Origin of the sequence: Pseudomonas sp. rhizo66, assembly GCF_031931925.1 — a bacterium.
Lineage (GTDB): Bacteria > Pseudomonadota > Gammaproteobacteria > Pseudomonadales > Pseudomonadaceae > Aquipseudomonas.
Window position 1 is genome coordinate 52,564 of record NZ_JAUJWZ010000007.1, and the last position, 22,465, is coordinate 75,028.

Genomic DNA, 22,465 nt, shown 5'->3' on the forward strand with positions numbered 1-22,465 from the left:
GGCACTCACGGTGTCCATTAAATCAACCCACGCTGAACGAGTTCCTGATGGGCCAGAAGCGCGTCTTCAGCCAGGAACACATCAGCCATCTCGGAGGTTTTTACGGACAACTCGGCGTGGTGGATGCATACCGTTGGTCCGACCAGTATTTTCGGGCAATTGACTCCGTTCAGCAGCTTGGGCAACTGCGCAAGGCTCATGGCTTTGCTGGAATACAGCAGTACGCCACGGGCTTGCAGGTGTTCGACCGCCAGCGCCAGTTCCGCGGCCGGCAGCGGCCAGTCAAACACTTGCACCGGACAGTCGGCGCTGCTGATCAGCCATGCGCACAACCACAGATGAGGCTCCAGTGGCAGGTCGGAATGATTGATCAACAACAGCGGAGCGCCCTGTAACTGGCGATTGTTATGGTAGATGCGTGTGCCGAATTTGCTGCGCAGCCACGAATAAAAGAACACCCGCTCCATCTGCGCGCCGAACTGGCCTTGCCAACGCTGCTCCAGTTCCGCCAGCAGCGGCATCAGCAATTGTTCGCACAAGGTGCGTGGCGGGTAGAGCGCCATGGCCTGATTGACGCTGTCGTCGAGGCTGCGTTCATTGAGTTGGGTGACGGCGGTAAGCAGGGTTTGGCGCAAGCGCTGCCAGTCGTTCTCCACCGACTCGCTGAACGCCTGTGGTGCATCGAGCAGCGGTTTGACCTGACTGACGGCAACACCGCGGTTGAGCCAGGTGAGGATGGTCAGAATCTGTTGCACATGTTCGGCCGAATACAACCGATGGCCCTTGGGCGTGCGTTGCGGCACGACCAGCCCGTAGCGGCGTTCCCAGGCACGCAGGGTGATCGCGTTGACGCCGGTCTGCCGCGCGACTTCGCGAATCGGTAGCCAGCCTTCGTCGAGGGCTTTTTTAAAATCCGCGCCGAGGTCTTCCTGGGCGCTGGTATCGATTTGGTCATTCATTAGATTGCGTTTCGCAGGCTGAGGTTTTCCGGGTGCGGTTGCAGGTAAACCTGTTGCGCGATGTACGAATCCGGATGGAGGCGAAAGTGATGCTTGAGCAACGTCAACGGCACCACCAACGGCACGATGCCCTGGCGGTACTGGCCGATGATGTGTTGCATTTCCTGTTTTTCTTCAGCACTGATCGCCTGTTTCAGATAACCGCTGATGTGCAGCAGGACATTGCTGTGGGTGCCGCGCGTGGCGCATTTCTTCAGGGCGGCCATCAGTTCGCTGAAGTAGCGCGGGCCGAGTTCGGCGGGATCGGTGTCGGCCATATTGCCCAACAACTTGCCCAGCGTTTTGTATTGCAGTGGGTTGTGCGCCATCAGCAAGTATTTGTAGCGCGAATGGAATTCGGTGAGGGCGCGACGGCTCAGGCCATTGGCGAGGACCTGTTGCCATTCGCTGTAGGCGAATACACGGGTGATGAAGTTCTCGCGCAGTACCGGATCATTGAGACGCCCGGCTTCTTCCACGGGCAGATCCGGGTGCTGTGCGCAGAACGCCTGGGCATAAATCCCGCGTCCGCCGCCGTTAACCGGGGCGCCGTTGGCGTGGTAGACCTTGACCCGTTCCAGACCGCAGGACGGCGACTGCTGCATGAAGATGTAGCCACAGATGTCATTAAGCTCGGCGGCCATTTTCGTGCCGTATTCGGCCAATGGTTGAGTGACGTTGATCGACGGATTTACCGTGCCCACCGCTTGTGGATGCTCGGCCTCGCCGACAAGGCGGATCGGCTCGCGCGGAATGCCGAGGCCTATCGCGACTTCCGGACACACCGGGACGAAATCGAAATGCTCGGTGAGGGTGCGGCTGCACAGGCGTGATTCCTTGTGTCCACCGTTGTAGCGCACCTCGGCGCCCAGCAGGCAGGCGCTGATAGCGATTTTGGGTTTGGCTGCGCAAGAATCAGACATGGGCACCTCGAATCTATACCTGTACAGAGGTAGATCTCTGTACAACTTTGCTCAGCATAGATTCATGGGTGTACAAGTCAAATGATTTGTATAACTTTTTCCGGTTGATGCATTCCCTTGCAGGCCTTCGCCTGCTCGCGATAGCGGTATGTCATTCAACAAAAAAGGTTGAATGGTCCACCGCCATCGCGAGCAGGCACTCCGACAGGATCTTTATTGCCAGCCCAATAACCAGTGATCGTTGTTCTTGAGGGTTTGCCAATCGAGTCGTTCGGCACGCTTGGTCAACACCGCCTGCAATTCAACTTCCAGCACTGTGCCTTCTTCGTCGCAGAACAGCTCGGTCACCAGAAAGTGTTTCTCACGGTTTTGCGGCTGCGCTGCTGTCCATTTCGACAGCAGCAATTTACGCGGATTGATACGGTTCATTGCAGGTGTTCGTGCAGGCGGCGTGCGGCTTCCTGACCGCTCAGCCATGCGCCTTCGACGCGGCCCGACAGGCACCAGTCGCCGCAGGCATACAGACCCAGATCGGCGTCGGCCAGGGTGCCCCATTCGTGGCCCGTCGCCGGGCGCGCATAGAGCCAGCGGTGGGCGAGGCTGAAACTCGGCGCTGGCATGGCGCTGTGCAGCAACTCGGCAAACGCGCCATGCAGTTGCTCGATCACCGCTTCCTTGGACAGGTCGATGTGCTGGCGACTCCACGCGCTGCTGGCATGCAGCACCCAGGTGTCGAGGGTGTTGTCGCGCCCCGGTTTGCTGCGGTTGCGCGCCAGCCAGTCGAGTGGGCTGTCTTGTACAAAGCAGCCTTCAATCGGGGTGTCCAATGGTGTTTCGAAAGCGAGGGCGACGGCCCAGGTCGGCTCCATTTTCACCCCGGCGGCGGCCCCGGCAAGTTTCGGCGCTGCAGCGAGCAACGCTGTCGCTTGCGGTGCGGGTGTGGCGATCACGACGTGACTGAACGGGCCATGAGTGAAGCCCTCGGCGTCCTGCAGATGCCAGTGTTCTTCACCGCGATAAACCTCGGTGATGCGGCAGGCAAAGTGCACTTCCAGGCCATCGAGCAGTCCACGGGTGATGGCGCTCATGCGCGGCGTGCCGACCCAGCGGGTCTGCTCGTCCGGTGACAGATTCAACTGGCCGCCCTGAAAGGTGTAGAGCTGCGGTTGCCATTCGGCGACCCAGCCCCGACTTTGCCAGCGTTGCACTTCGGTGACGAAACGTCGGTCGCGCGCGGTGAAATATTGCGCGCCCATGTCCAGCGAACCAGCGTCGCTGCGTTTGCTCGCCATGCGCCCACCGCTGCCGCGGCTTTTGTCGAACAGTTGCACGGTGTGCCCGCTCTCTGTCAGAGCCTGGGCGGCGGAGAGCCCGGCGATGCCGGTGCCGATGATTGCGATAGGTACAGTCATAGGGGCCTCGTTTACCTTTCTGTACAGACTACGCCGTCGATCAAACCTGTACAATTTTGTTTTTTGGTATAACTTCTAGCGTTCTCGATCTGACAGCTTGGCCTATGGTTAAACAATAGAGCCTGCCCGATAGAAAAGATCCCTGCTTATAAAAATAGACTAGTGATCCGGGTTAAACGCCACGCGAGGAAGATGTCATGCACATATTGCTGACCGGCGGTACTGGTTTGATAGGACGTCAGCTCTGCCGATACTGGTCGGGGCAGGGGCATCGCTTGACGGTGTGGAGTCGCCAGCCGGAGAAAGTCGCGAAAATCTGTGGCGCACAGGTGCGCGGTATTGCGCGTCTGCAAGACCTTGGCGAAGAGCCGGTTGACGCGATCATCAATCTGGCCGGTGCGCCGATTGCCGATCGGCCGTGGACCCATCGACGCAAAGCGTTGTTGTGGAGCAGCCGTATCACGCTCACGGAAACCCTGTTGAGCTGGCTCGACACGCGAGAGCAGAAACCGCCGCTGCTGATTTCCGGATCAGCCATTGGCTGGTATGGCGACGGCGGTGAGCGTGAGCTGACGGAAGAATCGCCGCCGGTGATCGACGACTTCGCCAGTCAGCTGTGCATAGCCTGGGAGGAAACCGCACTGCGCGCAGAATCGCTGGGTATCCGCGTGGTGCTGGTGCGAACCGGTCTGGTGCTGTCGGCCGAGGGCGGCTTTTTGTCGCGCCTGTTGCTGCCGTTCAAGCTTGGGCTGGGCGGGCCTTTGGGCAACGGCCGGCAGTGGATGCCGTGGATTCATATCAACGATCAAATCGCCCTGATTGATTTTCTTCTGCACCGCGATCAGGCCAGTGGTCCTTATAATGCGTGCGCGCCGCAACCTGTGCGCAATCGCGAATTTGCCAAAACGCTGGGCAGCGTGTTGCACCGCCCGGCGTTCATGCCGATGCCGACACTGGCACTGAAAGTCGGCCTCGGCGAGATGTCTTTGTTGTTGCTTGGCGGCCAGAAGGCCGTGCCGGCACGCTTGCTGGAAGCGGGTTTCACTTTCCAGTTCACGGATTTACGCGCGGCTCTGGATGATCTCTCCAGCCGCCTCTGAAATAGGACGTTGCATGACCGATCACGCCTTGCTTCTGGTCAACCTGGGTTCCCCGGCTTCCACCTCGGTGGCCGATGTACGCAGCTACCTCAATCAATTCCTGATGGACCCGTACGTGATCGACCTGCCGTGGCCGGTGCGGCGCTTGCTGGTGTCGCTGATCCTGGTCAAGCGCCCCGAGCAGTCGGCCCACGCCTACGCCTCGATCTGGTGGGACGAGGGTTCGCCGCTGGTGGTGCTCAGCCGGCGTCTGCAACAGCAGATGAAGGCGCAATGGAAGCAGGGGCCAGTGGAGTTGGCGATGCGCTACGGTGAGCCGTCGATTGAAACCTGCCTGCTGAAACTGGTGGCGGCGGGGCACAAGCGCATTACGCTGGCGCCGCTGTATCCGCAGTTCGCCGACAGCACCACCACCACGGTGATTGAAGAGGCCAGACGTGTCATTCGCGCGAAGAATCTCGATGTGCAGTTGTCGATCCTGCAACCGTTCTACGATCAGCCGGAATACCTCGACGCTTTGGTTGCCAGTGCCAAACCGCATTTGCAGCAGGATTACGATCACTTGCTGCTGAGCTTCCACGGGCTGCCTGAGCGGCACCTGACCAAACTCGATCCGACCGGCAATCATTGCTTCAAGAATGAAGACTGCTGCAAGAACGCCTCGCCTGCGGTATTGGCGACCTGTTATCGCGCGCAATGCCTGCGTACTGCGGCGTTGTTCGCTGAGCGCATGGGCCTGGCGGATGGAAAGTGGTCGGTGTCGTTTCAGTCACGTCTGGGCCGGGCCAAGTGGATCGAACCCTACACTGAAGCACGCCTGGATGAACTGGCGAAAAGCGGCGTGAAGAAGATTCTGGTGATGTGCCCGGCGTTTGTTGCCGACTGCATCGAGACGCTGGAAGAGATTGGTGATCGCGGCAATGAGCAGTTCCGCGAAGCGGGGGGCGAGGAATTGGTGTTGGTGCCGTGCCTGAATGACGACCCGCAATGGGCGAAGGCATTGGCAACCCTTTGCGAAAGAGCACCGCTGGCCCTGTGATGATCGTTCCCGCGCTCTGCGTGGGATGCCTCTAGGGACGCATTCCCACGCAGAGCGTGGGAACGATCACTCAGCGACGATCTAAAGGTTTAGATCAGCGGCTCATCCGCCTTCTTGTTCTTCCAGCCATCGTTACCCGGCAGGATCAGGTTCAGCGCAATCGCCACCACCGCGCACAGCGCGATGCCTTTGAGGCCGAAGTCGTCGGGACCTGTGCCGGTGCCGACCAGCACACCGCCGATACCGAATACCAGGGTCACCGACACGATCACCAGATTGCGCGCCTCGCCCAGATCGATCTTGTGACGGATCAGGGTGTTCATCCCCACCGCCGCGATCGAACCGAACAGCAAGCACAGAATCCCGCCCATTACCGGCACCGGAATGCTTTGCAGCAGCGCGCCGAACTTGCCGATGAACGCCAGGGTGATGGCGAAGATCGCCGCCCAGGTCATGATCTTCGGGTTGTAGTTCTTGGTCAGCATCACCGCGCCGGTCACTTCGGCGTAGGTGGTGTTTGGCGGGCCGCCGAACAGGCCAGCGGCGGTGGTGGCAATGCCGTCACCGAGCAGGGTGCGATGCAGGCCTGGCTTCTTCAGGTAATCGCGACCGGTCACGCTACCGACCGCAATCACGCCGCCGATGTGTTCAATGGCCGGGGCCAATGCCACCGGGACGATGAACAGAATCGCCTGCCAGTTGAACTCCGGCGCGGTGAAGTGCGGCAAAGCGAACCATGGCGCGGCAGCAATCTTTGCGGTATCGACCACGCCGAAATAGAACGACATGGCAAAACCGACCAGCACACCGGAAATGATTGGCACCAGACGAAAGATGCCTTTACCGAACACCGCCACGATCAAGGTGGTCAGCAGCGCTGGCATCGAGATCATCATCGCGGTCTGGTAGTGGATCAGTTCCGAACCGTCGCCAGCCTTGCCCATTGCCATGTTCGCGGCAATCGGCGCCATGGCCAGACCGATGGAAATGATCACCGGACCAATCACCACCGGTGGCAGCAGACGGTCGATGAAACCGGTGCCTTTGATCTTCACGGCCAGGCCCAGGAAGGTGTAGACAAAACCGGCCGCCATCACGCCGCCCATGGTCGCGGCGAGGCCGAACTGGCCCTTGGCGAGAATGATCGGGGTGATGAAAGCGAAGCTCGAGGCCAGGAACACCGGCACCTGACGCCCGGTGACGATCTGGAACAGGATCGTCCCTAAACCTGCGGTAAACAGTGCCACGTTCGGGTCAAGGCCCGTGATCAGCGGCATCAGCACCAACGCGCCGAAAGCCACGAACAGCATCTGGGCGCCGGACAGCACCGTGCGCCAGAGCGGATCGTTGAACTCTTGCTGCATGGTCACGCGTCCTTCTGCTTGGTGCCGAAGATCTTGTCACCGGCATCGCCAAGCCCTGGGATGATGTAACCGTGTTCGTTCAGACGTTCATCTATGGAGGCGGTGTAGATGGTCACGTCCGGGTGAGCCTTTTCTACGGCGGCAATACCTTCCGGCGCGGCGACCAGCACCATCGCGCGGATGTCCTTGCAGCCGGCTTTCTTCAGCAGGTCGATGGTCGCAACCATCGAGCTGCCGGTGGCGAGCATCGGGTCGATGATCATCGCCAGCCGTTCGTCGATTTCCGGAACCAGTTTTTCCAGATAAGTGTGCGCTTGCAGGGTTTCTTCGTTGCGGGCAACGCCCACAGCAGACACCTTGGCTCCCGGGATCAGGCTCAGCACGCCTTCAAGCATGCCGATACCGGCGCGCAGGATCGGCACGACGGTGATCTTCTTGCCGGCGATTTTCTCGACCGACACGGTGCCGCACCAGCCTGCAATATCGTAGGACTCCAGCGGCAAATCTTTTGTAGCTTCATAGGTCAACAGGGCGCCGACTTCCTGAGCGAGCTCACGGAAATTCTTGGTGCTGATATCGGCGCGGCGCATCAGGCCGAGTTTATGGCGGATCAGCGGATGGCGGATCTCGAGGATGGGCATGGAAAAACTCCGGCGGCGGGCAAAAAAACCGGCCTAGATTAATCTATCCGAGGGTGATGTCCTATAGGACATTCTGTACGTTAGTCCATAAAGGCTTGATTCGGCCTCGATGGATGCGTACCTTTGCCCGCTTTTCCAATTCCGCCAACCCCTGGAGAGCGCCATGTCCGCTGATCTCGAGCATATCCGTCAAATCATGCGAGAGGCTGACTGCCTGTACACCGAAGCTGAAGTCGAGGCCGCCATTGCCCGCGTCGGTGCACAAATCAACGAACAACTGGCTGACAGCAACCCGGTGGTGTTCTGCGTGATGAACGGCGGGCTGATTTTCTCCGGCAAACTGCTCACGCATCTGCAGTTCCCGCTGGAAGCCTCCTACCTGCACGCGACCCGTTATCGCAACGAAACCAGCGGTGGCGACCTGTTCTGGAAAGCCAAGCCGGAAGTCTCGTTCATCGACCGCGACGTGCTGATCATCGACGACATCCTCGATGAGGGTCACACCCTGGGCGCGATCATCGACTTCTGCAAACACGCCGGCGCGCGCAAAGTGCACACCGCCGTGCTGATCGACAAGGATCATGACCGCAAGGCGCGTCCTGACCTGAAAGCCGATTTCGTCGGCCTGCCGTGCATCGACCGCTACATCTTCGGTTACGGCATGGACTACAAAGGCTACTGGCGCAACGCCAACGGGATTTTTGCCGTTAAAGGCATGTAAGCAAGATCAAAAGATCGCAGCCTTCGGCAGCTCCTACAGGGGATTGATGTAAACCTGTAAGCGCTGCGGAACGCTGCGATCTTTTGCTTTTAATCCCATGCTAGAGTGCTCGGCCCCGCCCCCGGAGCCTGCCATGCGCCTCTTGATCCGCAGCTTTGCCGTCCTGTTGCTGACCCTCAGCCTGCCGCTGTCCGCCGCGCCGATGCACAGCCAATTCCTGCCGCCGGACGATCTGACCGTGCGCGATGCCGAGCCTGAACAGCAGCAACTCATGCAGGTCACTGACTATTCCGTGGTCGTCGGCGCGCAACGCCAGTCCAGTCAGCAGCCGATTCCGGTGACGTCATCGCTGATGATCCGCCTCAAGGGCAAGTCCCTGAACAAGGGAGCGACCATCACTCAGGTGCTGGTGAATTTCGACGGCGAAAGCAAAAGCCTGAAAAAACCGGTGTACGACGACAAGAGCAAAATCCTGACGCTGTTCTATCCGTTGGCCCAGTACCGCGTAGTCATCGACTTGTTGCGCAACGACACCGTGTATGTGCAGTTCCTCAGTTACGCCAACGGCCATATCTGGGCCGATTTGCACACCGGGGCGGTGCGATCGCGTTGAGCCGGGCGGCCGGGCAGGGGTAAACTGCCCGCCCCGTGTAATGTCTGCGAGCTGGAGTCGGCAATGCGTAAAGATAAGAAACAAGTGATTGGTGACGAGATCGGCGATGAGCAGATCAAGCTGTTCCTCGATTTTGAGCCGGTCGACGCCACTTCGCCGTCGCTGCACAAACTGATCAAGGCTTATCGTGGTTTGCGCATCGATGATTTCGAGCGCTTTCTGACGTTCTTCGTGGCGGCCGGTTATGACGTGGATGGCAAGGACGAGCACGGTCAGACGTTTGTTGACCAGATCAAGGATCAACGCAACGCGGCCGAGTACATCGAGCTGATCGACAAGGCCCGCGGCTAAGATCAAAGGACAAGATCCAAAGATCGCAGCCTTCGGCAGCTCCTACAGAGGGTTTGTGTTTTCCCTGTAGGAGCTGCCGAAGGCTGCGATCTTTTGCTTTTCAAGGCCATAAAAAAACGCCCCGCACTCACTGAGTACGGGGCGTTTTTCATGCCGCAAGATCAAGCGTAGCTTGGGGTCTCGCTGCTTTCTTCAACCAGCTCCAGCGCGATGTTGTTCTGCGTGTTGATCTTGCGATACAGCGCAGCATCGGTTTCCAGGACCTTTTCACGGGCCGGGAAGATTTCCGCCAGTTTGCCGGCCCACTCGCCCTTGGCCTTGGCCGGGAAGCATTTTTCGATCAGTTCCAGCATGATCGAAACGGTCACCGACGCGCCCGGCGAAGCGCCGAGCAGGGCGGCGAGGGAACCGTCCTTGGCTGCGACCAGTTCGGTACCGAACTGCAGGATGCCGCCCTTTTTCGGATCTTTCTTGATGATCTGTACCCGTTGGCCGGCCACTTCCAGGCGCCAGTCTTCGGCTTTCGCCTCAGGGTAGAAACGGCGCAGGGAATCCAGACGCTGTTCCATCGATTGCATCACTTCGCTGACCAGATATTTGGTCAGGTCCATGTTGTTTTTCGCCACGGCCAGCATCGGCCCGATGTTGCCGGCGCGAACCGACAGCGGCAGGTCCATGAAGGAGCCGTGCTTGAGGAACTTGGTGGTGAAACCGGCGTATGGCCCGAACAGCAGGGATTTCTTGCCGTCGACCACGCGGGTGTCCAGGTGCGGCACCGACATTGGTGGTGAACCCACCGCAGCCTGGCTGTAAACCTTGGCCTGGTGATGCTTGACCACTTCCGGGTTGTCGCAGCGCAGCCACTGGCCGCTGATCGGGAAGCCGCCGAAGCCTTTGCTTTCCTCGATGCCCGAAGCCTGCAGCAACGGCAACGCCGCGCCACCCGCGCCGAGGAAAACGAATTTGGCGTCGACTTCACGGCTGTTGCCGCTGTTGACGTCCTTGATGCTGACGGTCCAGCCGGCACCGTTACGCTTGAGGCCGGTGACGCGCTTGCAGTATTTGACTTGAGTGTCGGGAGCGCTGGTCAGGTGCTTGAGCAACTGATTGGTCAGGGCGCCGAAGTTGACGTCGGTGCCGTTCATCACGCGGGTCGCGGCGAGAACTTCGTCCGGCGAGCGGCCCGGCATCATCAGCGGCATCCACTCGGCCATCTTGGCCTTGTCTTCGGTGTACTCCATGTCAGCGAAGGCGTGGTGCTTGCTCAACACGTCGAAGCGCGATTTGAGGAAAGACACGCCGCTGTCGCCCTGGACGAAACTCAGGTGCGGCACCGGGCTGATAAAGGATTTGCACGAGCCGAAGGTGCCTTTTTTGGTCAGGTACGACCAGAACTGCTTGGACACTTCGAACTGGGTGTTGATGTGCACGGCTTTCTTGATGTCGACGGTGCCATCAGCGGCCTGTGGCGTGTAGTTCAGCTCGCACAGACCCGCGTGGCCGGTACCGGCGTTGTTCCAGGGGTTGGAACTCTCCGCAGCACCGGAATCCATCAGCTCGACGACTTCCAGCTTGATCGCGGGGTCGAGCTCTTTGAGCAGCACGGCCAGGGTGGCACTCATGATGCCCGCCCCTACCAGAACTACGTCGACTGCTTCGTTATGCGCCATTTAACGCGTCTCCAAAATCTGCAGCACCAAATTGTCGGCATGGCTGCCAGGCGTTCCGGGACAGGTCAGTGTTGTCCAGGCTATCCGTGGTCAGGTCGCCATGTCCGAATCTTCGCAATTTTTCGCAACTTCGACGGATGTATGCGGCTTGGCTTTCAAGAGCTCCATGAACTCATTTCAGCACGCAGCTGGCAATTCGACTTATGGTCGAGACATCCGTTTTTGTGCAACCAAATCCGTAGCGGACAGGCTTCAGGCTCCGATATTCGAGGTATACCCGGTCCTGTGTCGTTGGGCTGTTTCAGACGCTAATGGTGCATGTTCAGACGCAAAACTTTTCATTTGCTCGCCACACTCTTGTGAAGTTGTGAAAACCCGTTTTTTTCACGCTCTTTTGAAGACGTGAACCTCAAAAAAGGGCTGTCCAGGCCTGGCACCCTGCCCGCAAGGGCAAAACAACGCGGTGGCCGAGCGTCATGACAGCTCTGCAGATTCGCGAAAAGCGGGGTTTTTGCCGGAAGAACAGGCAAGCGCGCCAACTTCACTCGATCTGTGTGGGCGGCTCTCTGTGGGCGATTTGGGTGTCGATGCATGCGCATTGACGCTGTTGCGGGGCCCGATCAGGAGACGTCCTTATAATCGGGGGGAGATTGTATCGAAGAAATGCGCGCTGTTGCTCGTGTTTAATGACTTTTATTAGGCATCCGGTCAGATGCTCAACATCCCTTGCACCCGTGCGCGGGGCTGCGACGCTATGACGCGGGCGCTGGCGGGCAGTGGCTGGTGCAACCAGTTGAGACGGATTTCTTCGATTTCCACCCAGCCATCGCCCATCGGTTGCAGGCTGCACTGCTTGAATGCCTGGCAATGACCGTTGCGGTCGAGCAGGGCGAAGCAGCGGTGCAATGGGCGAGGAGCGAACAACGAGATCAGATAACGCATGATTGAGTACCTTTTGGGGGACTGATTACAAGGTTGCCAATGCGCCGTGACGTGAACGTGTATGCCGGGTGAATAATCTGTGACAGGAACCGCTTTCCCAAGGGTTTGTCAGACATTTCAGTATTCGCTGTCGGGCGCTGGTTACCCGCAGTGGCCCACCGCTATACTGCCGGCCTGTTTGTGCCTGATTCTGGAGAGAAGAGCATGTTGCAACGCCTGTTGTTCGGTTTGATCACTGTGGCCGGTTTGACCCTGGCCGGCTGCGCCCACAGCCCGCAACAACTGAGCCCGGAGCCGAAGCTGACTACGCAGCTGCCAGCGGTCGGCCGTGGCCAGCCAGTCGTCGTGCGTGTGGTTGACGGTCGTCCGTCGCCAACCCTGGGCACCCGTGGCGGCCTGTACCCGGAAACCAGCGCCATCACCGTGCAGCGCGAGCAGATCCTGCCCAAGCTGCAGGCTCAGGCTGAAGCCGCCGTGCGTCTGCTCGGCTTCACCCCGACCAACAACGCGCCGAACGCGCCGCAGTTGACGGTCACCCTGGCCGAGCTGAAATACCAGTCGCCGAAAGAAGGCATGTACGTGACCGAAGCGACCATCGGCGCGACCTTCCGCTCCGACGTGCAGAACGCCAACCGTCGCTACAGCGGCCGTTACGGTGCCTCGCTGGACCAGCGTTTCGGCATGGCGCCGAACCAGGAAACCAACACCAAACTGGTCAGCGACGTGTTGAGTGATGCGTTGACGCGCCTGTTCAAGGACCCGACCGTGGGGCAGGTTCTGGCTGAGTAAGTTTTCAGCGGATGTGAAAAAGCCCGGGATCAGCGATGAGCCCGGGCTTTTTTGTGGGTGTCAGGGTTGGGATTTGTGTCGTATGGGAGATCGATCCCCCTCACCCCAGCCCTCTACCCCAAAGGGGGCGAGGGGGAAGGGAGCCGATCGGGGGCTTTTCAGAACCTGAGTTCGGCTGGAAATTTCAGGTCGATGGACCTCGAATAAACAACTCGGTCGGTTCCCTCTCCCTCGGGGAGAGGGCTAGGGTGAGGGTGCTTTTGCTTTTAGGCAGCCTGCGAGTAGAAATCGAGCACGCTGACACCCGTCAACAAATCCGTCTCGGGCAAATCCGCATGCTGATGCCCGCCCAGCGCGCAATACACCAGCCAATGGCGATCCTGGACGTTGAAGGCGAGGCTGCCGACGAGGCTTTGTTGTTCGTCGTAAGGGGTAATGAGGTACAGACGATCCTGATTTTCAGCGTGAAGCATGTCGCGTTCCATGTGCGTTTCGAGGCGCGCATCTTGGTGTATCCACATGACGATGCCGTGACACAGGACAGCCATCGGTCGATTGTCAGGTTATTTGTCGCAAAGACTGGGGAGGAACGGGCAGGTTTGGTTAGAATCCGCGCCGCAGTCGTCGATTTGGCGTCTGCCATACCGGTTCAGATAGAGGTCTGTGATGTCGCTGCACTTGATGACGCTGTTTACCGCCCATCCCGCCAAACTGATCAACCTGCTGGCGTTGTTGTTGGCGTTTCCGGGCAGTTGGCTGCTGCACGCCACTCGCCGCCGTGAGCAGCGCGCGATGGCCAGCATTGCCGCCCAGCGTCAGGCGCAACCGAACGCCGAGCCTATCCTCGATTGGGCGACCTTGCGCATGAACCGGTTTTTCTATCGCTTCGGTTTTGCCTGCCTGGGCCTGGCCCTGATCGTTTCCTGGATCAGCACCCGCTTTTAAAAGCAAAAGATCGCAGACTTCGGCAGCTCCTGTACGGGAATGGATGTACATCCTGCAGGAGCTGCCGAAGGTTGCGATCTTTTGATCTTGCTGTTGCTTTACAGCGGCAACCCAGCCTTGACCCTGTACTGATTACGCACCGGCGTCGCATATTGCAGCACCATGTACGGACGATGCTCCTCAGGGCAAGCGTCCAGCCGGCTCTGCCATTCTTCCTGCGCCTTGGCCAGTTCATCGGCCGGGAACACCTCGGCAGCCTTCGGCACATTCAACTGCGGATCGGCATCAGCCCACTGCGCATACGCCAGGTAATGCACCGGGAACAACCGGTAACCGCCGAGAATCTGCTTGTCCATTTCGACCGCCAATTGCTTGGTGTCTTCGAACAGCTCGGTGATCGGCGCGGCAAAGTTCACGTGCACCCGGCCCTTGTAGCCAGTGATGCCTTTAGCGATGCTCACATCATCTTCACCCGGCGCTTTCGCATAGGTGCCGGTGGTGGCGCGGATGTACAGCTCGCGGGCCTTGGCCTGATCGCACGGGTCATATTCGTAACTGATCGACACCGGGGTGACGTTCAGCGACTGGATGACTTCGCCGAACGGCTCGTCCTTGCGGCTCATGTGGAACATCTTGAGGATGGCCGACTCGGTGCGATCGTCGCCGTCCTTCGCCCGACCTTCGGCCTGAGCGATCCAGATCGAGGCGCAATCGTTGCGGATCGAGTGGTTGATATACGCCGACAACAGTTGATACGCGGCCATTTTCTCGCGGCGGCCGGTGATCGAGCGATGGACGATGAAGCTCTTGTTCAGGCGCATCAGGTCGCTGACAAACGGCTTTTGCAGCAGGTTGTCGCCAATCGCGATGCGCGGGGTCGGCAGGCCGGCGTGGTACACGGCATAGTTGACGAAGGCCGGGTCCATCACGATGTCGCGGTGGTTGGCGATGAACAGATAGGCACTGCCGGACTTGAATTGCTCGACACCGGTGTAGGTCACGCCGTCGGTGGCGCGCTCGATGGTGTGGTCGACATAGGACTCGATCTTGTCCTGCAACGTCGCCACCGACGTCACGTCGGCGAACTCACGACGCAGCCGATGAGCTATAAGTGGTTTGAGCATCCAGCCGAAGGCACCGGCAAAACGCGGGAAGCGGAAGTGGGTGAGGATATCTAGAAACGCCTTGTCGCCGAGCAGTCTTGCCAGTACCACAGGTACTTCGCTGTCGTCGTAAGGTCGGATGGCATCGAATTCGCCCATCATGCTCTCTTGTTGGAAACGGCTAGGGTAAGTAAAGGTTTTGATCGAAAACCCGCGGGGCACGGTCTGAAAAAGTAGCCAGACAAAAATAGCCCTGCAAATAGACCGGCGATTATACGCACAAGTCACTTGGGAGACCGCGATGCTGGAAACCGCTGAATACGAATGTCCTTATTGTGGGGAACCGGTCGAGACGACAGTAGACCTGTCCGGCGGCGATCAGACCTACATCGAAGACTGTCAGGTGTGTTGTCAGCCCATAACGTTCGTCTTGCAGGTCCATGGAGAGGACTGGTTTCTGGAAGTCTTCAGCGAAAACGATTGAGGGGCGCCCATGCAGCGAATCTACGAGCCAGAAAACCTGATGGAAGGTGAAATGCTCAAGGGCATGCTCGCCAGCGAAGGCATCGAGGCGCACTTGATTGGTCGCGATTTGCTCGGCGGTACGGGGGAACTGCCGATCTTCGGCCTGTTGGGACTGTCGGTGGATAACGACCAGGCCGAATACGCCCGCGAGCTGATCACCGCGTACAATGCAGCGCTGCCGCTGCCCGGCGATGAACCGGAGAGCTTCCCCGGGACGCTGGTCTGTTAGGCTGAGCTTCGTTTTATTTCAGAGTCGTGTTGCCCCATGTGTGGACGTTATGCCCTGTTTCGCTGGAACCGCGACTTCGCGGCCCTGCCAGGTTTTCCCGCCGATCAGCAGGCGCAGTGGAACATTTCCCCCAATGATTCGGTGTTGATGCTGCGTGCCGGTGAAGATGGCCAGCGCACCCTCGCCCGCGCCCGCTGGGGGCTGACTCCGCCGTGGCTGACTGATCTGTCGAAAACCCCGGCGCATGCCCGTGCCGAAACGGTGGCCGAGCAGCCGATGTTTCGTGAAGCCTTGCGCTTGCGCCGCTGCCTGCTGCCGGCCAACGGTTTTTATGAATGGCGTGGGACCCAGCGCAAGCGGCCGTTCTGGCTGACGCCGGGGGAGGGCTCGTCACTGTTTTTTGCGGCGATCTGGGAGGCTTATCCGGTGCAGGAGCAGGTCTGGTTGAGCACGGCAGTGATTACGCAGCCGGCGTCGAGTCAACGCCGGCCGTTGATTCTGGATGAAGCGGGGCAGGCGGCGTGGCTCGATCCCGAGACGCCGCTGCATGTGTTGCAGGGTTTGCTGGCCAGTGAACCAGCGGCGTTGCGCGAGCGGGTGCTGGCGAATCTGATCAATGATCCCAAGCTTAATGGGCCGGAGTGTCTGACCCCGGGTTAAAGCCTGCAGATCAAAAGCCCCTCACCCCAGCCCTCTCCCAGAGGGAGAGGGAGCCGACCGAGTTGTCTTGAGCGATTCAGCGACCTGACGCATCGAGTCGATTATGGATTCAGTGAAGATCTTTCAGGTCGGTGTCATTCTGAAATATCCCCCAATCAGTCCCCTCTCCCTCTGGGAGAGGGTTAGGGTGAGGGGCTTTTCGCTTTTCAGACCTTGAACTGGTTGATCAACCGCCGCTGCTGCTCCGCCAGTTTGGTCAAATCGGCACTTGCCGAACTCGACTCATCCGCACCGCCCGCCACTTCATTCGCCACTTGCCCGATGTTGATCACGTTGCGATTGATGTCATCGGCTACTGCACTCTGCTCTTCCGCCGCGCTGGCAATCTGCGTGTTCATGTCGTTGATCACCGATACCGCCTGGGTGATCGTCTCCAGCGCCTCAGCCGCTTTCGCCGCGTGCTGCACGCTTTCGTCGGTGCGGTTCTGACTGTCTTCCATGACCCGCACGACATCGCGGGTGCCTTGTTGCAATTGCTGGATCATGCTCTGGATTTCTTCGGTGGCTTTCTGGGTTTTCTGCGCCAGATTGCGTACTTCGTCGGCCACCACGGCAAAACCACGACCCTGCTCGCCGGCACGCGCCGCTTCAATCGCCGCGTTCAGCGCCAACAGGTTGGTCTGCTCGGCGATGCCGCGAATGGCGGTGAGAATGGCGTTGATGTTTTCGCTGTCCTTGGCCAGGTTCTGCACCACATCTACAGCCTTGCCGATTTCCAGCGCCAGCACGCCGATTGAGTTCGACGTGTCACGGACGATCTGCATACCTTGGCTGGCGGCCTGATCGGCATGACTGGCCGCTTGTGCCGCCTGCGTCGCGTTACGCGCGACGTCCTGCGCGGTGGCGGTCATTTCCTGCACTGCCGTGGCAACCTGATCGATCTCGGCCATTTGTTTCTGGATGCCGATGTTGGTGCGAATCGCGATGTCAGCAGTGTGTTCAGAGGAGTCGCTGACGCTCTGCACCGACGTCACCACCTGAGTGATCATCGCCTGCAGCTTGGCCAGAAACGTGTTGAAGCCTTTGGCAATCGAGCCGAGTTCATCGCTGCGATCACTGGTTAAACGACGGGTCAGATCACCTTCGCCCTGCGCGATGTCATTGAGCATGGCGACCATTTGCTTCAGCGGTCGGGCGATGCCGTGGCCGACCAGCCAGATCACCAGCAAGCCGAGGCCGGCGATGAGCAGACCGACCATGGCCATGCCGAAGGTGTCGGATTTGCGCTGGGCCTCCAGATCGCCCTGCAGTTTTTGCAGATCGGCCATCACCGCGTTCAGCGGCAATTGCAGCATCAATGTCCAGCGTGCGTCGGTCTGGCCGATGCCGAACGGCAGGTACAACTCGATGCGCCCCTTGTCCTTGTTGACCGAGTAAGTCACTTCGCCGCGTTTGAGATTAGCCAGGTTGGCGGTCTGCCCGGCGTCGAGGATGTCGCTGACTTTCTCGCCGAATTTGCTCGGGTCTTGGGTGTACGCGACGATCCGGCCGTTGCCGCCGATCAGGGCCATTTGCCCGGCGCCGCTGTACAGCTTCTGGTTGGCGCTGAGGAGCATTTCCTGAATGAAGTTCACCGACAGGTCGGCGCCGACGATGCCTTGAAAGGTGCCATTGAGCATGATCGGTTCAATAAAGGAGGCGAGCATGACGACCTTGTCGCCGACCTTGTACGGCGCCGGATCGATCACGCAGGATTTCTTGGTTTCTTTCGAGCACAGGTAGTACTCGCTGGCGCGCACGCCGGTGGACAGAGTCTTCTGGTCATCGACGTCGACCAGTTTGTCGAGGCCGAGGGTGCCGTCATCATTGCGGAACCACCACGGCAGGAAACGTCCGTTGGCCGGGTCGATCCCCACGACGCTGGTGCCGACGTAGGCCGCGTCATTGTGGTCGAGGGCGTTTTTTTCCCAGCCGATGTAGGTGCCGAGAATTTTCGGGTTCTTTTCGACGTTCTCTTTGATCAGGCTGATCAGTTGCTCGCGGCTGACGGTCAGGCGCGGCTGGCCATCATCACCTGGCGTGCCGAGCAGGGCGTTGACCCGCACCAGGCCGCCGGCAATCAACAGTGGCGCTTCGAGCTCGCGCTGGATCTGGCTGACCTGGGTTTGCGCCAGCGAGGTCAGGCGCTGTTCGATGACTTGCTCGAACTGCGCCTGAGTGCGCTGTTGCACCATTTCTTGCGTGCGCGCACCGGAGAACAGCGCATACAGCACCAGCGCGGCCACCACGCTGAGCACGATGGCGCCGGCCAAGGCGGCGACGGAAAACTGGATCGACTTGAACTTCATGGGAGCTCCGCACGCAAGAGGACGTCTGCGCTGTTGTATCGGCAGCGGGCATTGGGCCATGAGCGCGAGCAGGTGCAATTGAAAGGCGATGTCGCAAATGGATCAGTGCGCGACGCAGTTGCACGGGGTTGGCGGTCGCTGTGAATTTTTTACGACAGTGCAGGTGGGAAACATCTGAAAGTCGCTGCAACACGTCCGTTGTATCTGGCGTCGATACAATTACCCGCCTAGGATACGCGACAGGTTTTCAGGGAGCTTTTGAATGAACAAGACATTGGTTGTAAGTGCACTGAGCGCAGCGCTGTTGCTGGCCGGTTGTCAGTCGGTCAACACCACCAGCGGCGGCGCCGTGGGTGTGGAGCGCAAGCAGTACATGTTCAGCATGCTGTCCTCGCAAGAGGTCGACCAGATGTATGCGCAGTCGTATCAGAAGACCGTCGGCGAGGCGTCCAGCAAAGGTGTGCTGGACAAGACCAGTCCCGAGGCCAAGCGGGTTCAGGCGATTGCCAACCGCCTGATCGCCCAGGCGCCGAACTTCCGTCCGGATGCGGCGCAATGGCAGTGGGAAGTCAACCTGATCAAGAGTGATGAACTCAACGCCAACTGCGGGCCTGGCGGCAAGATCATCTTCTACACCGGGCTGATCGACAGCCTGAAGCTGACCGACGATGAAATCGCCGCGGTCATGGGCCATGAAATCGCCCACGCCCTGCGCGAGCACGGCCGTGAAGCGATGTCCAAGGCCTACGGGATTGAAATGGCCAAGCAGGGCGCCGGTGCGTTGCTCGGTCTGGGTCAGGACAGTCTGGCGCTGGCCGACACCGTGGCCAACTACGGCATGACCCTGCCAAACAGCCGCGCCAACGAAAACGAAGCCGATCTGATCGGTCTGGAGCTGGCCGCACGCGCCGGCTACAACCCGAATGCCGCGATTACTTTGTGGAACAAGATGAGCAAGGCCTCGGAAGGTTCGCCACCGGAGTTCATGAGCACCCACCCGGCCTCGACCAGCCGGATTGCGTCGTTGCAGGCGGCGATTCCGAAGGTCATGCCGCTGTACGAAAAAGCGCCGAAATCCTGAGTCGATGATCGTTCCCACGCTCTGCGTGGGAATGCCTCAAGGGACGTTCCGCGTTCCAATGGGACGCAGAGCGTCCCCCGGCTGCATTCCCACGCAGAACGTGGGAATGATCGGCGCGATCGGCTTTGGCAGGGTTAAACCCAGCCACTGCTCTGCATCGCCTTGTACACCGCAACAATCGCCAGAATCATGAATGCCGATGCCGCGAGGCGACGGATCAAGGTCAGCGGCAATTTGTCCGCAGCAAAATTACCCGCCAATACCACTGGCACGTTGGCAATCAGCATGCCCGCCGTCGTTCCGATAATCACCAGCCACAGTTCCGGATATTGCGCGGCCAGCATCACCGTGGCGACCTGAGTCTTGTCGCCCATTTCGGCGAGGAAAAACGCAATCAGCGTGGTCAGGAAAGGCCCGAACTTGCGTGCGGTGCTGGTTTCATCGTCATCCATTTTGTCCGGGACCAGTGTCCACAGCGCCGTGGCCGTAAAGCTTGCGGCGAGAATCCAGTGCAGCGTGGCATTCGAGAAGAAACTGCCGAACCAGGCGCCGACCGCACCGGCTGCTGCGTGGTTGGCCAGGGTCGCGGCGACAATACCGGCAATGATCGGCCAGGGTTTGCGGAAGCGAGCGGCGAGAATCAGCGCGAGCAGTTGCGTCTTGTCGCCGATTTCGGCCAAGGCAACGATTGCGGTGGGAACGAGTAACGAGTCCAGCATCAGGATTTCCTAAGGGGCGGGTCGACACGGCTATGACACGTACAGCCTTCCCGCCCCGGGTAAGGTGTGCGTGTCATAGGTCTTGTCAAACCCTGCGATCCGTCTGCTGCGGACGCTTGGGTCGCATACGCCATGATCTGAGGATCAAGTATGTTGACGTATGCCGGACGAGCTTGGTGCTCGTGGGAGACTACTCCCCTAGGACGGAGCGGATTCTGCCTAGGCAAATCCGTTTGGGCAAGAACAAATTTTCAGCCGCGCTTGGCCCGGTAAATCCGGAAACCGTTGCCTTCAGCCTTGATCGCACAGACGCCCAGATGCTCTTCGATCAGTGCTTGATACTTGAGGAAACTGTTCGCCACCAAGCGCAGTTCGCCGCCGTTTTTCAGATGTTTCGCCGCTTTTCGCAGCAAGTTCTCAGTAGCGAAATAATCGGTGTGTACGCCGACATGGAACGGTGGGTTGCTCAGAATTGCGTTCAAACCCATCGGCGCAGCGTCGATACCGTCACCGGTCAGCACTTCAGCTTCCAGACCATTGGCCGCCAATGTCAGGCGACTGCTGGCGGCGGCGAAGGCATCGACGTCGAGTAGAGTCACCTGATTGTGCGGATAGCGACGTTTGACCGCAGCCCCCAACACGCCCGCGCCGCAACCGAAGTCGAGCAAATGGCCACTCGGCAGTTTGTCCAGATGCTCCAGCAGCAGGGCGCTGCCGCGATCGAGGCGGCCGTGGCTGAACACGCCCGGCAGGCTGATAACTTTCAGCGGACCCTCGGCCAAAGGCAATTCATAGGTCTGCGCCAGGCTTTCCAGGGATTTCACTTCAGGGGCGTTGGCCACGGTGACTTGCCAGAGCTGGCAATGACGCGCGCTGTCGAGTTTGCGTGGTTTGCCGAACGGGTTGAGTTGCTTGGATGCGCCTTCGATGCCGCTGCGCTTCTCCCCGACCAGAAATACTTCACGCCCGGCCAGACGCGAAGCCACGGCGTTGAGGATGTAGTCGGTGAGGTCTTTGGACTTGGGCAGAAACACCACGGCGCTGTCGAATTCTCGCTCGGGTATGTTCACGCCAAAATGGCTACGGCCTTCAAAGCGTGCATCCAGTGCGGCCTGGTCGCCGGCATGCCAGCACCAGCCGAATGCGTTGGGCAGGCGCCCGAGCAAATCATCGGCGGGTAAACCGGCCAACAACAACGAACCTTGAAACAACTCGGGCTGACGAAGCAGTACTTCACTGCGCGGATCCATAACTGCTCCTCAAAAAAAGTGCCGCAGTTTATCAACTGACGACCCGCAGCGCCTTACCGCTGAAGAACGCCTGAGCGTTTTCGGTCAATTGGCCGACGATACGCTGGCGTGCCTCGCGGCTGCCCCAGGCGTTGTGCGGGGTCACGATCAGGCGCGGGATGTCCGCTGCGAGCAGTGGATTGCCGTTGGTCGGCGGCTCGACGCTCAGCACATCGGTAGCCGCGCCGCCGAGGTGGCCATTGCGCAAGGCATCAGCCAGCGCCTGCTCATCGATCAGCCCGCCACGGGCGGTGTTGACCACAAAGGCGCCGGGTTTCATCGACGCCAGTTCGCGGGCGCCGATGAAATGGCGAGTGTGTTCGTTGAGTGGGCAGTGCAGGGTGAGGGCGTCGATTTGCGGCAGCAGTTCATCCAGCGGCAAACGATCCGGGCGAGCAGGGCGCCCGGGAATCTGCCCGAGCAACACACGCATGCCGAACGCTTCGGCCAATCGCGCCACGGCGCCGCCGAGTTCGCCATGACCGAGCAGGCCGAGGGTTTTGCCTTCCAGCTCAACGATCGGGTAGTCGAGCAGGCAGAACTGTTTTGCCTGCTGCCAGCGACCTTCGCCGACGGCTTTCTGGTAATCGGCCAGACGCGTGGCAAGGTTGAGCAGCAGCATGATCGTGTGCTGCGCCACCGACGGCGTGCCGTAACCCTGACAGTTGCACACAGTGATGCCGTGAGCGCGGGCGGCGGCCAGATCGACGTTGTTGGTGCCAGTGGCGGTGATCAGGATCAGCTTCAGGTCGGGGTTGGCGGCCATGGCGGCGGCGTCGATCAGGATTTTGTTGGTGATCGCTACGGTGGCGCCTTGCAGGCGCTCGGCCACTTGCTCTGGCAAGGTCTGGGCGAACAGTTGCAGATCGCTGAAACACGCGCGCAACGGACTGAGGTCGAGGTCGCCGAGATCCAGCGAAGGGTGATCAAGGAATACCGCACGGCGCGTGTTCGTCATCAACTGTACCTTTTGTGCTGTGAGCGTTGGGCGTAATCTGCCGAG

The 22,465-nt window shown here is 59.6% G+C and carries 25 protein-coding genes and 1 riboswitch; of the genes, 11 read left to right on the forward strand and 14 right to left on the reverse strand.

What is annotated here, in order from left to right:
• Window positions 1–17: 17 nt before the first annotated feature.
• The 4 genes from QZR14_RS10415 to QZR14_RS10430 form a co-directional block, all read right to left on the reverse strand.
• Window positions 18–959: a MerR family transcriptional regulator gene (locus QZR14_RS10415; protein WP_250606194.1), complete on the reverse strand. Its 942-nt coding sequence runs from the start codon at window positions 957–959 to the stop codon at window positions 18–20.
• Window positions 959–1,921: a YbgA family protein gene (locus QZR14_RS10420; protein ID WP_311996496.1), complete on the reverse strand. Its 963-nt coding sequence runs from the start codon at window positions 1,919–1,921 to the stop codon at window positions 959–961. Before QZR14_RS10420 ends, QZR14_RS10415 begins: the two co-directional genes overlap by 1 nt.
• A 213-nt stretch (window positions 1,922–2,134) precedes the next feature.
• Window positions 2,135–2,350 carry a TIGR02450 family Trp-rich protein gene (locus tag QZR14_RS10425; protein WP_250606196.1) on the reverse strand — a complete coding sequence of 72 codons (216 nt, stop codon included), beginning with the start codon at window positions 2,348–2,350 and terminating at the stop codon, window positions 2,135–2,137.
• Window positions 2,347–3,333, reverse strand: a complete 987-nt coding sequence (locus QZR14_RS10430; RefSeq protein WP_311996497.1) for an NAD(P)/FAD-dependent oxidoreductase — start codon at window positions 3,331–3,333, stop codon at window positions 2,347–2,349. Before QZR14_RS10430 ends, QZR14_RS10425 begins: the two co-directional genes overlap by 4 nt.
• Window positions 3,334–3,530: 197 nt before the next feature.
• Here QZR14_RS10430 and QZR14_RS10435 point away from each other — a divergent pair, with 197 nt between their 5' ends.
• Window positions 3,531–4,433: a TIGR01777 family oxidoreductase gene (locus QZR14_RS10435; RefSeq protein ID WP_311996498.1), complete on the forward strand. Its 903-nt coding sequence runs from the start codon at window positions 3,531–3,533 to the stop codon at window positions 4,431–4,433.
• A 13-nt stretch (window positions 4,434–4,446) separates the two neighbouring features.
• On the forward strand, window positions 4,447–5,472 hold the full coding sequence (hemH, locus tag QZR14_RS10440; protein ID WP_311996499.1) for a ferrochelatase: 1,026 nt from the start codon (window positions 4,447–4,449) through the stop codon (window positions 5,470–5,472).
• 89 nt (window positions 5,473–5,561) lie between these two features.
• Here hemH and QZR14_RS10445 read toward each other — a convergent pair whose 3' ends face one another.
• Together QZR14_RS10445 and upp are read right to left on the reverse strand one after the other, a co-directional pair.
• Window positions 5,562–6,836, reverse strand: a complete 1,275-nt coding sequence (locus QZR14_RS10445) for a uracil-xanthine permease family protein (protein WP_003228120.1) — start codon at window positions 6,834–6,836, stop codon at window positions 5,562–5,564.
• Between the two features lie 2 nt (window positions 6,837–6,838).
• The gene (gene upp, locus QZR14_RS10450) at window positions 6,839–7,477 is read right to left on the reverse strand and encodes a uracil phosphoribosyltransferase (RefSeq protein ID WP_007912842.1); all 639 of its coding nucleotides are present in this window, start codon (window positions 7,475–7,477) and stop codon (window positions 6,839–6,841) included.
• A 163-nt stretch (window positions 7,478–7,640) separates the two neighbouring features.
• Between upp and QZR14_RS10455 the strand changes: the two genes are divergently transcribed.
• From QZR14_RS10455 to QZR14_RS10465, 3 genes are all read left to right on the forward strand, one after another.
• Entirely contained in the window at window positions 7,641–8,198 is a 558-nt protein-coding gene (locus QZR14_RS10455) for a hypoxanthine-guanine phosphoribosyltransferase (protein WP_008086142.1), read from the forward strand.
• Window positions 8,199–8,331: 133 nt separating this feature from the next.
• Entirely contained in the window at window positions 8,332–8,811 is a 480-nt protein-coding gene (locus QZR14_RS10460) for a hypothetical protein (RefSeq protein ID WP_311996500.1), read from the forward strand.
• A 63-nt stretch (window positions 8,812–8,874) separates the two neighbouring features.
• Window positions 8,875–9,162 (forward strand): PA4642 family protein, encoded by a 288-nt coding sequence (locus tag QZR14_RS10465; RefSeq protein WP_250606202.1) that lies wholly within the window; start codon window positions 8,875–8,877, stop codon window positions 9,160–9,162.
• A 161-nt stretch (window positions 9,163–9,323) separates the two neighbouring features.
• Here the strand turns inward: QZR14_RS10465 and mqo are convergent, their stop codons facing one another.
• Together mqo and QZR14_RS10475 are read right to left on the reverse strand one after the other, a co-directional pair.
• Window positions 9,324–10,832, reverse strand: a complete 1,509-nt coding sequence (gene mqo, locus QZR14_RS10470) for a malate dehydrogenase (quinone) (RefSeq protein ID WP_250606203.1) — start codon at window positions 10,830–10,832, stop codon at window positions 9,324–9,326.
• Window positions 10,833–11,540: 708 nt separating this feature from the next.
• Window positions 11,541–11,774, reverse strand: a complete 234-nt coding sequence (locus QZR14_RS10475) for a hypothetical protein (protein WP_250606204.1) — start codon at window positions 11,772–11,774, stop codon at window positions 11,541–11,543.
• 204 nt (window positions 11,775–11,978) lie between these two features.
• Between QZR14_RS10475 and QZR14_RS10480 the strand changes: the two genes are divergently transcribed.
• Window positions 11,979–12,563, forward strand: coding sequence for a YajG family lipoprotein (locus QZR14_RS10480; protein ID WP_007912832.1), 585 nt, complete (start codon window positions 11,979–11,981; stop codon window positions 12,561–12,563).
• Between the two features lie 266 nt (window positions 12,564–12,829).
• Here QZR14_RS10480 and QZR14_RS10485 read toward each other — a convergent pair whose 3' ends face one another.
• Window positions 12,830–13,036 (reverse strand): hypothetical protein, encoded by a 207-nt coding sequence (locus tag QZR14_RS10485; protein ID WP_008083982.1) that lies wholly within the window; start codon window positions 13,034–13,036, stop codon window positions 12,830–12,832.
• A gap of 193 nt (window positions 13,037–13,229) precedes the next feature.
• On the opposite strand from QZR14_RS10485, the gene QZR14_RS10490 reads away from it, so the two are divergent.
• Complete coding sequence (locus tag QZR14_RS10490; RefSeq protein ID WP_016985168.1) at window positions 13,230–13,508, forward strand: hypothetical protein; 279 nt, start codon at window positions 13,230–13,232, stop codon at window positions 13,506–13,508.
• Window positions 13,509–13,606: 98 nt separating this feature from the next.
• Here QZR14_RS10490 and QZR14_RS10495 read toward each other — a convergent pair whose 3' ends face one another.
• Window positions 13,607–14,770, reverse strand: coding sequence for a 1-acyl-sn-glycerol-3-phosphate acyltransferase (locus QZR14_RS10495; protein ID WP_311996501.1), 1,164 nt, complete (start codon window positions 14,768–14,770; stop codon window positions 13,607–13,609).
• Between the two features lie 142 nt (window positions 14,771–14,912).
• On the opposite strand from QZR14_RS10495, the gene QZR14_RS10500 reads away from it, so the two are divergent.
• Genes QZR14_RS10500 through QZR14_RS10510 form a run of 3 tightly spaced genes read left to right on the forward strand, consistent with a single transcriptional unit; the run spans window position 14,913 to window position 16,025 of the window.
• Window positions 14,913–15,095, forward strand: a complete 183-nt coding sequence (locus QZR14_RS10500) for a CPXCG motif-containing cysteine-rich protein (protein ID WP_250606206.1) — start codon at window positions 14,913–14,915, stop codon at window positions 15,093–15,095.
• A gap of 9 nt (window positions 15,096–15,104) precedes the next feature.
• Window positions 15,105–15,365 (forward strand): putative signal transducing protein, encoded by a 261-nt coding sequence (locus tag QZR14_RS10505; protein WP_007912819.1) that lies wholly within the window; start codon window positions 15,105–15,107, stop codon window positions 15,363–15,365.
• A 36-nt stretch (window positions 15,366–15,401) separates the two neighbouring features.
• Window positions 15,402–16,025: an SOS response-associated peptidase gene (locus tag QZR14_RS10510; protein WP_250606207.1), complete on the forward strand. Its 624-nt coding sequence runs from the start codon at window positions 15,402–15,404 to the stop codon at window positions 16,023–16,025.
• Window positions 16,026–16,231: 206 nt separating this feature from the next.
• On the opposite strand, the gene QZR14_RS10515 is transcribed toward QZR14_RS10510, so the two are convergent.
• Window positions 16,232–18,373, reverse strand: a complete 2,142-nt coding sequence (locus QZR14_RS10515) for a methyl-accepting chemotaxis protein (RefSeq protein WP_311996502.1) — start codon at window positions 18,371–18,373, stop codon at window positions 16,232–16,234.
• A 262-nt stretch (window positions 18,374–18,635) separates the two neighbouring features.
• On the opposite strand from QZR14_RS10515, the gene QZR14_RS10520 reads away from it, so the two are divergent.
• Window positions 18,636–19,454, forward strand: coding sequence for a M48 family metallopeptidase (locus QZR14_RS10520; RefSeq protein WP_093441307.1), 819 nt, complete (start codon window positions 18,636–18,638; stop codon window positions 19,452–19,454).
• A gap of 134 nt (window positions 19,455–19,588) precedes the next feature.
• Here the strand turns inward: QZR14_RS10520 and QZR14_RS10525 are convergent, their stop codons facing one another.
• The 3 genes from QZR14_RS10525 to QZR14_RS10535 all read right to left on the reverse strand — a co-directional run bounded on the left by QZR14_RS10525 (window position 19,589) and on the right by QZR14_RS10535 (window position 22,420).
• The gene (locus tag QZR14_RS10525; RefSeq protein ID WP_077574495.1) at window positions 19,589–20,173 is read right to left on the reverse strand and encodes a TMEM165/GDT1 family protein; all 585 of its coding nucleotides are present in this window, start codon (window positions 20,171–20,173) and stop codon (window positions 19,589–19,591) included.
• 87 nt (window positions 20,174–20,260) lie between these two features.
• Window positions 20,261–20,385, reverse strand: a riboswitch (yybP-ykoY riboswitch).
• Window positions 20,386–20,424: 39 nt separating this feature from the next.
• Window positions 20,425–21,423 carry a class I SAM-dependent methyltransferase gene (locus QZR14_RS10530; protein ID WP_311996503.1) on the reverse strand — a complete coding sequence of 333 codons (999 nt, stop codon included), beginning with the start codon at window positions 21,421–21,423 and terminating at the stop codon, window positions 20,425–20,427.
• A 31-nt stretch (window positions 21,424–21,454) separates the two neighbouring features.
• Window positions 21,455–22,420: a 2-hydroxyacid dehydrogenase gene (locus tag QZR14_RS10535; protein ID WP_250606210.1), complete on the reverse strand. Its 966-nt coding sequence runs from the start codon at window positions 22,418–22,420 to the stop codon at window positions 21,455–21,457.
• Window positions 22,421–22,465: the final 45 nt, after the last annotated feature.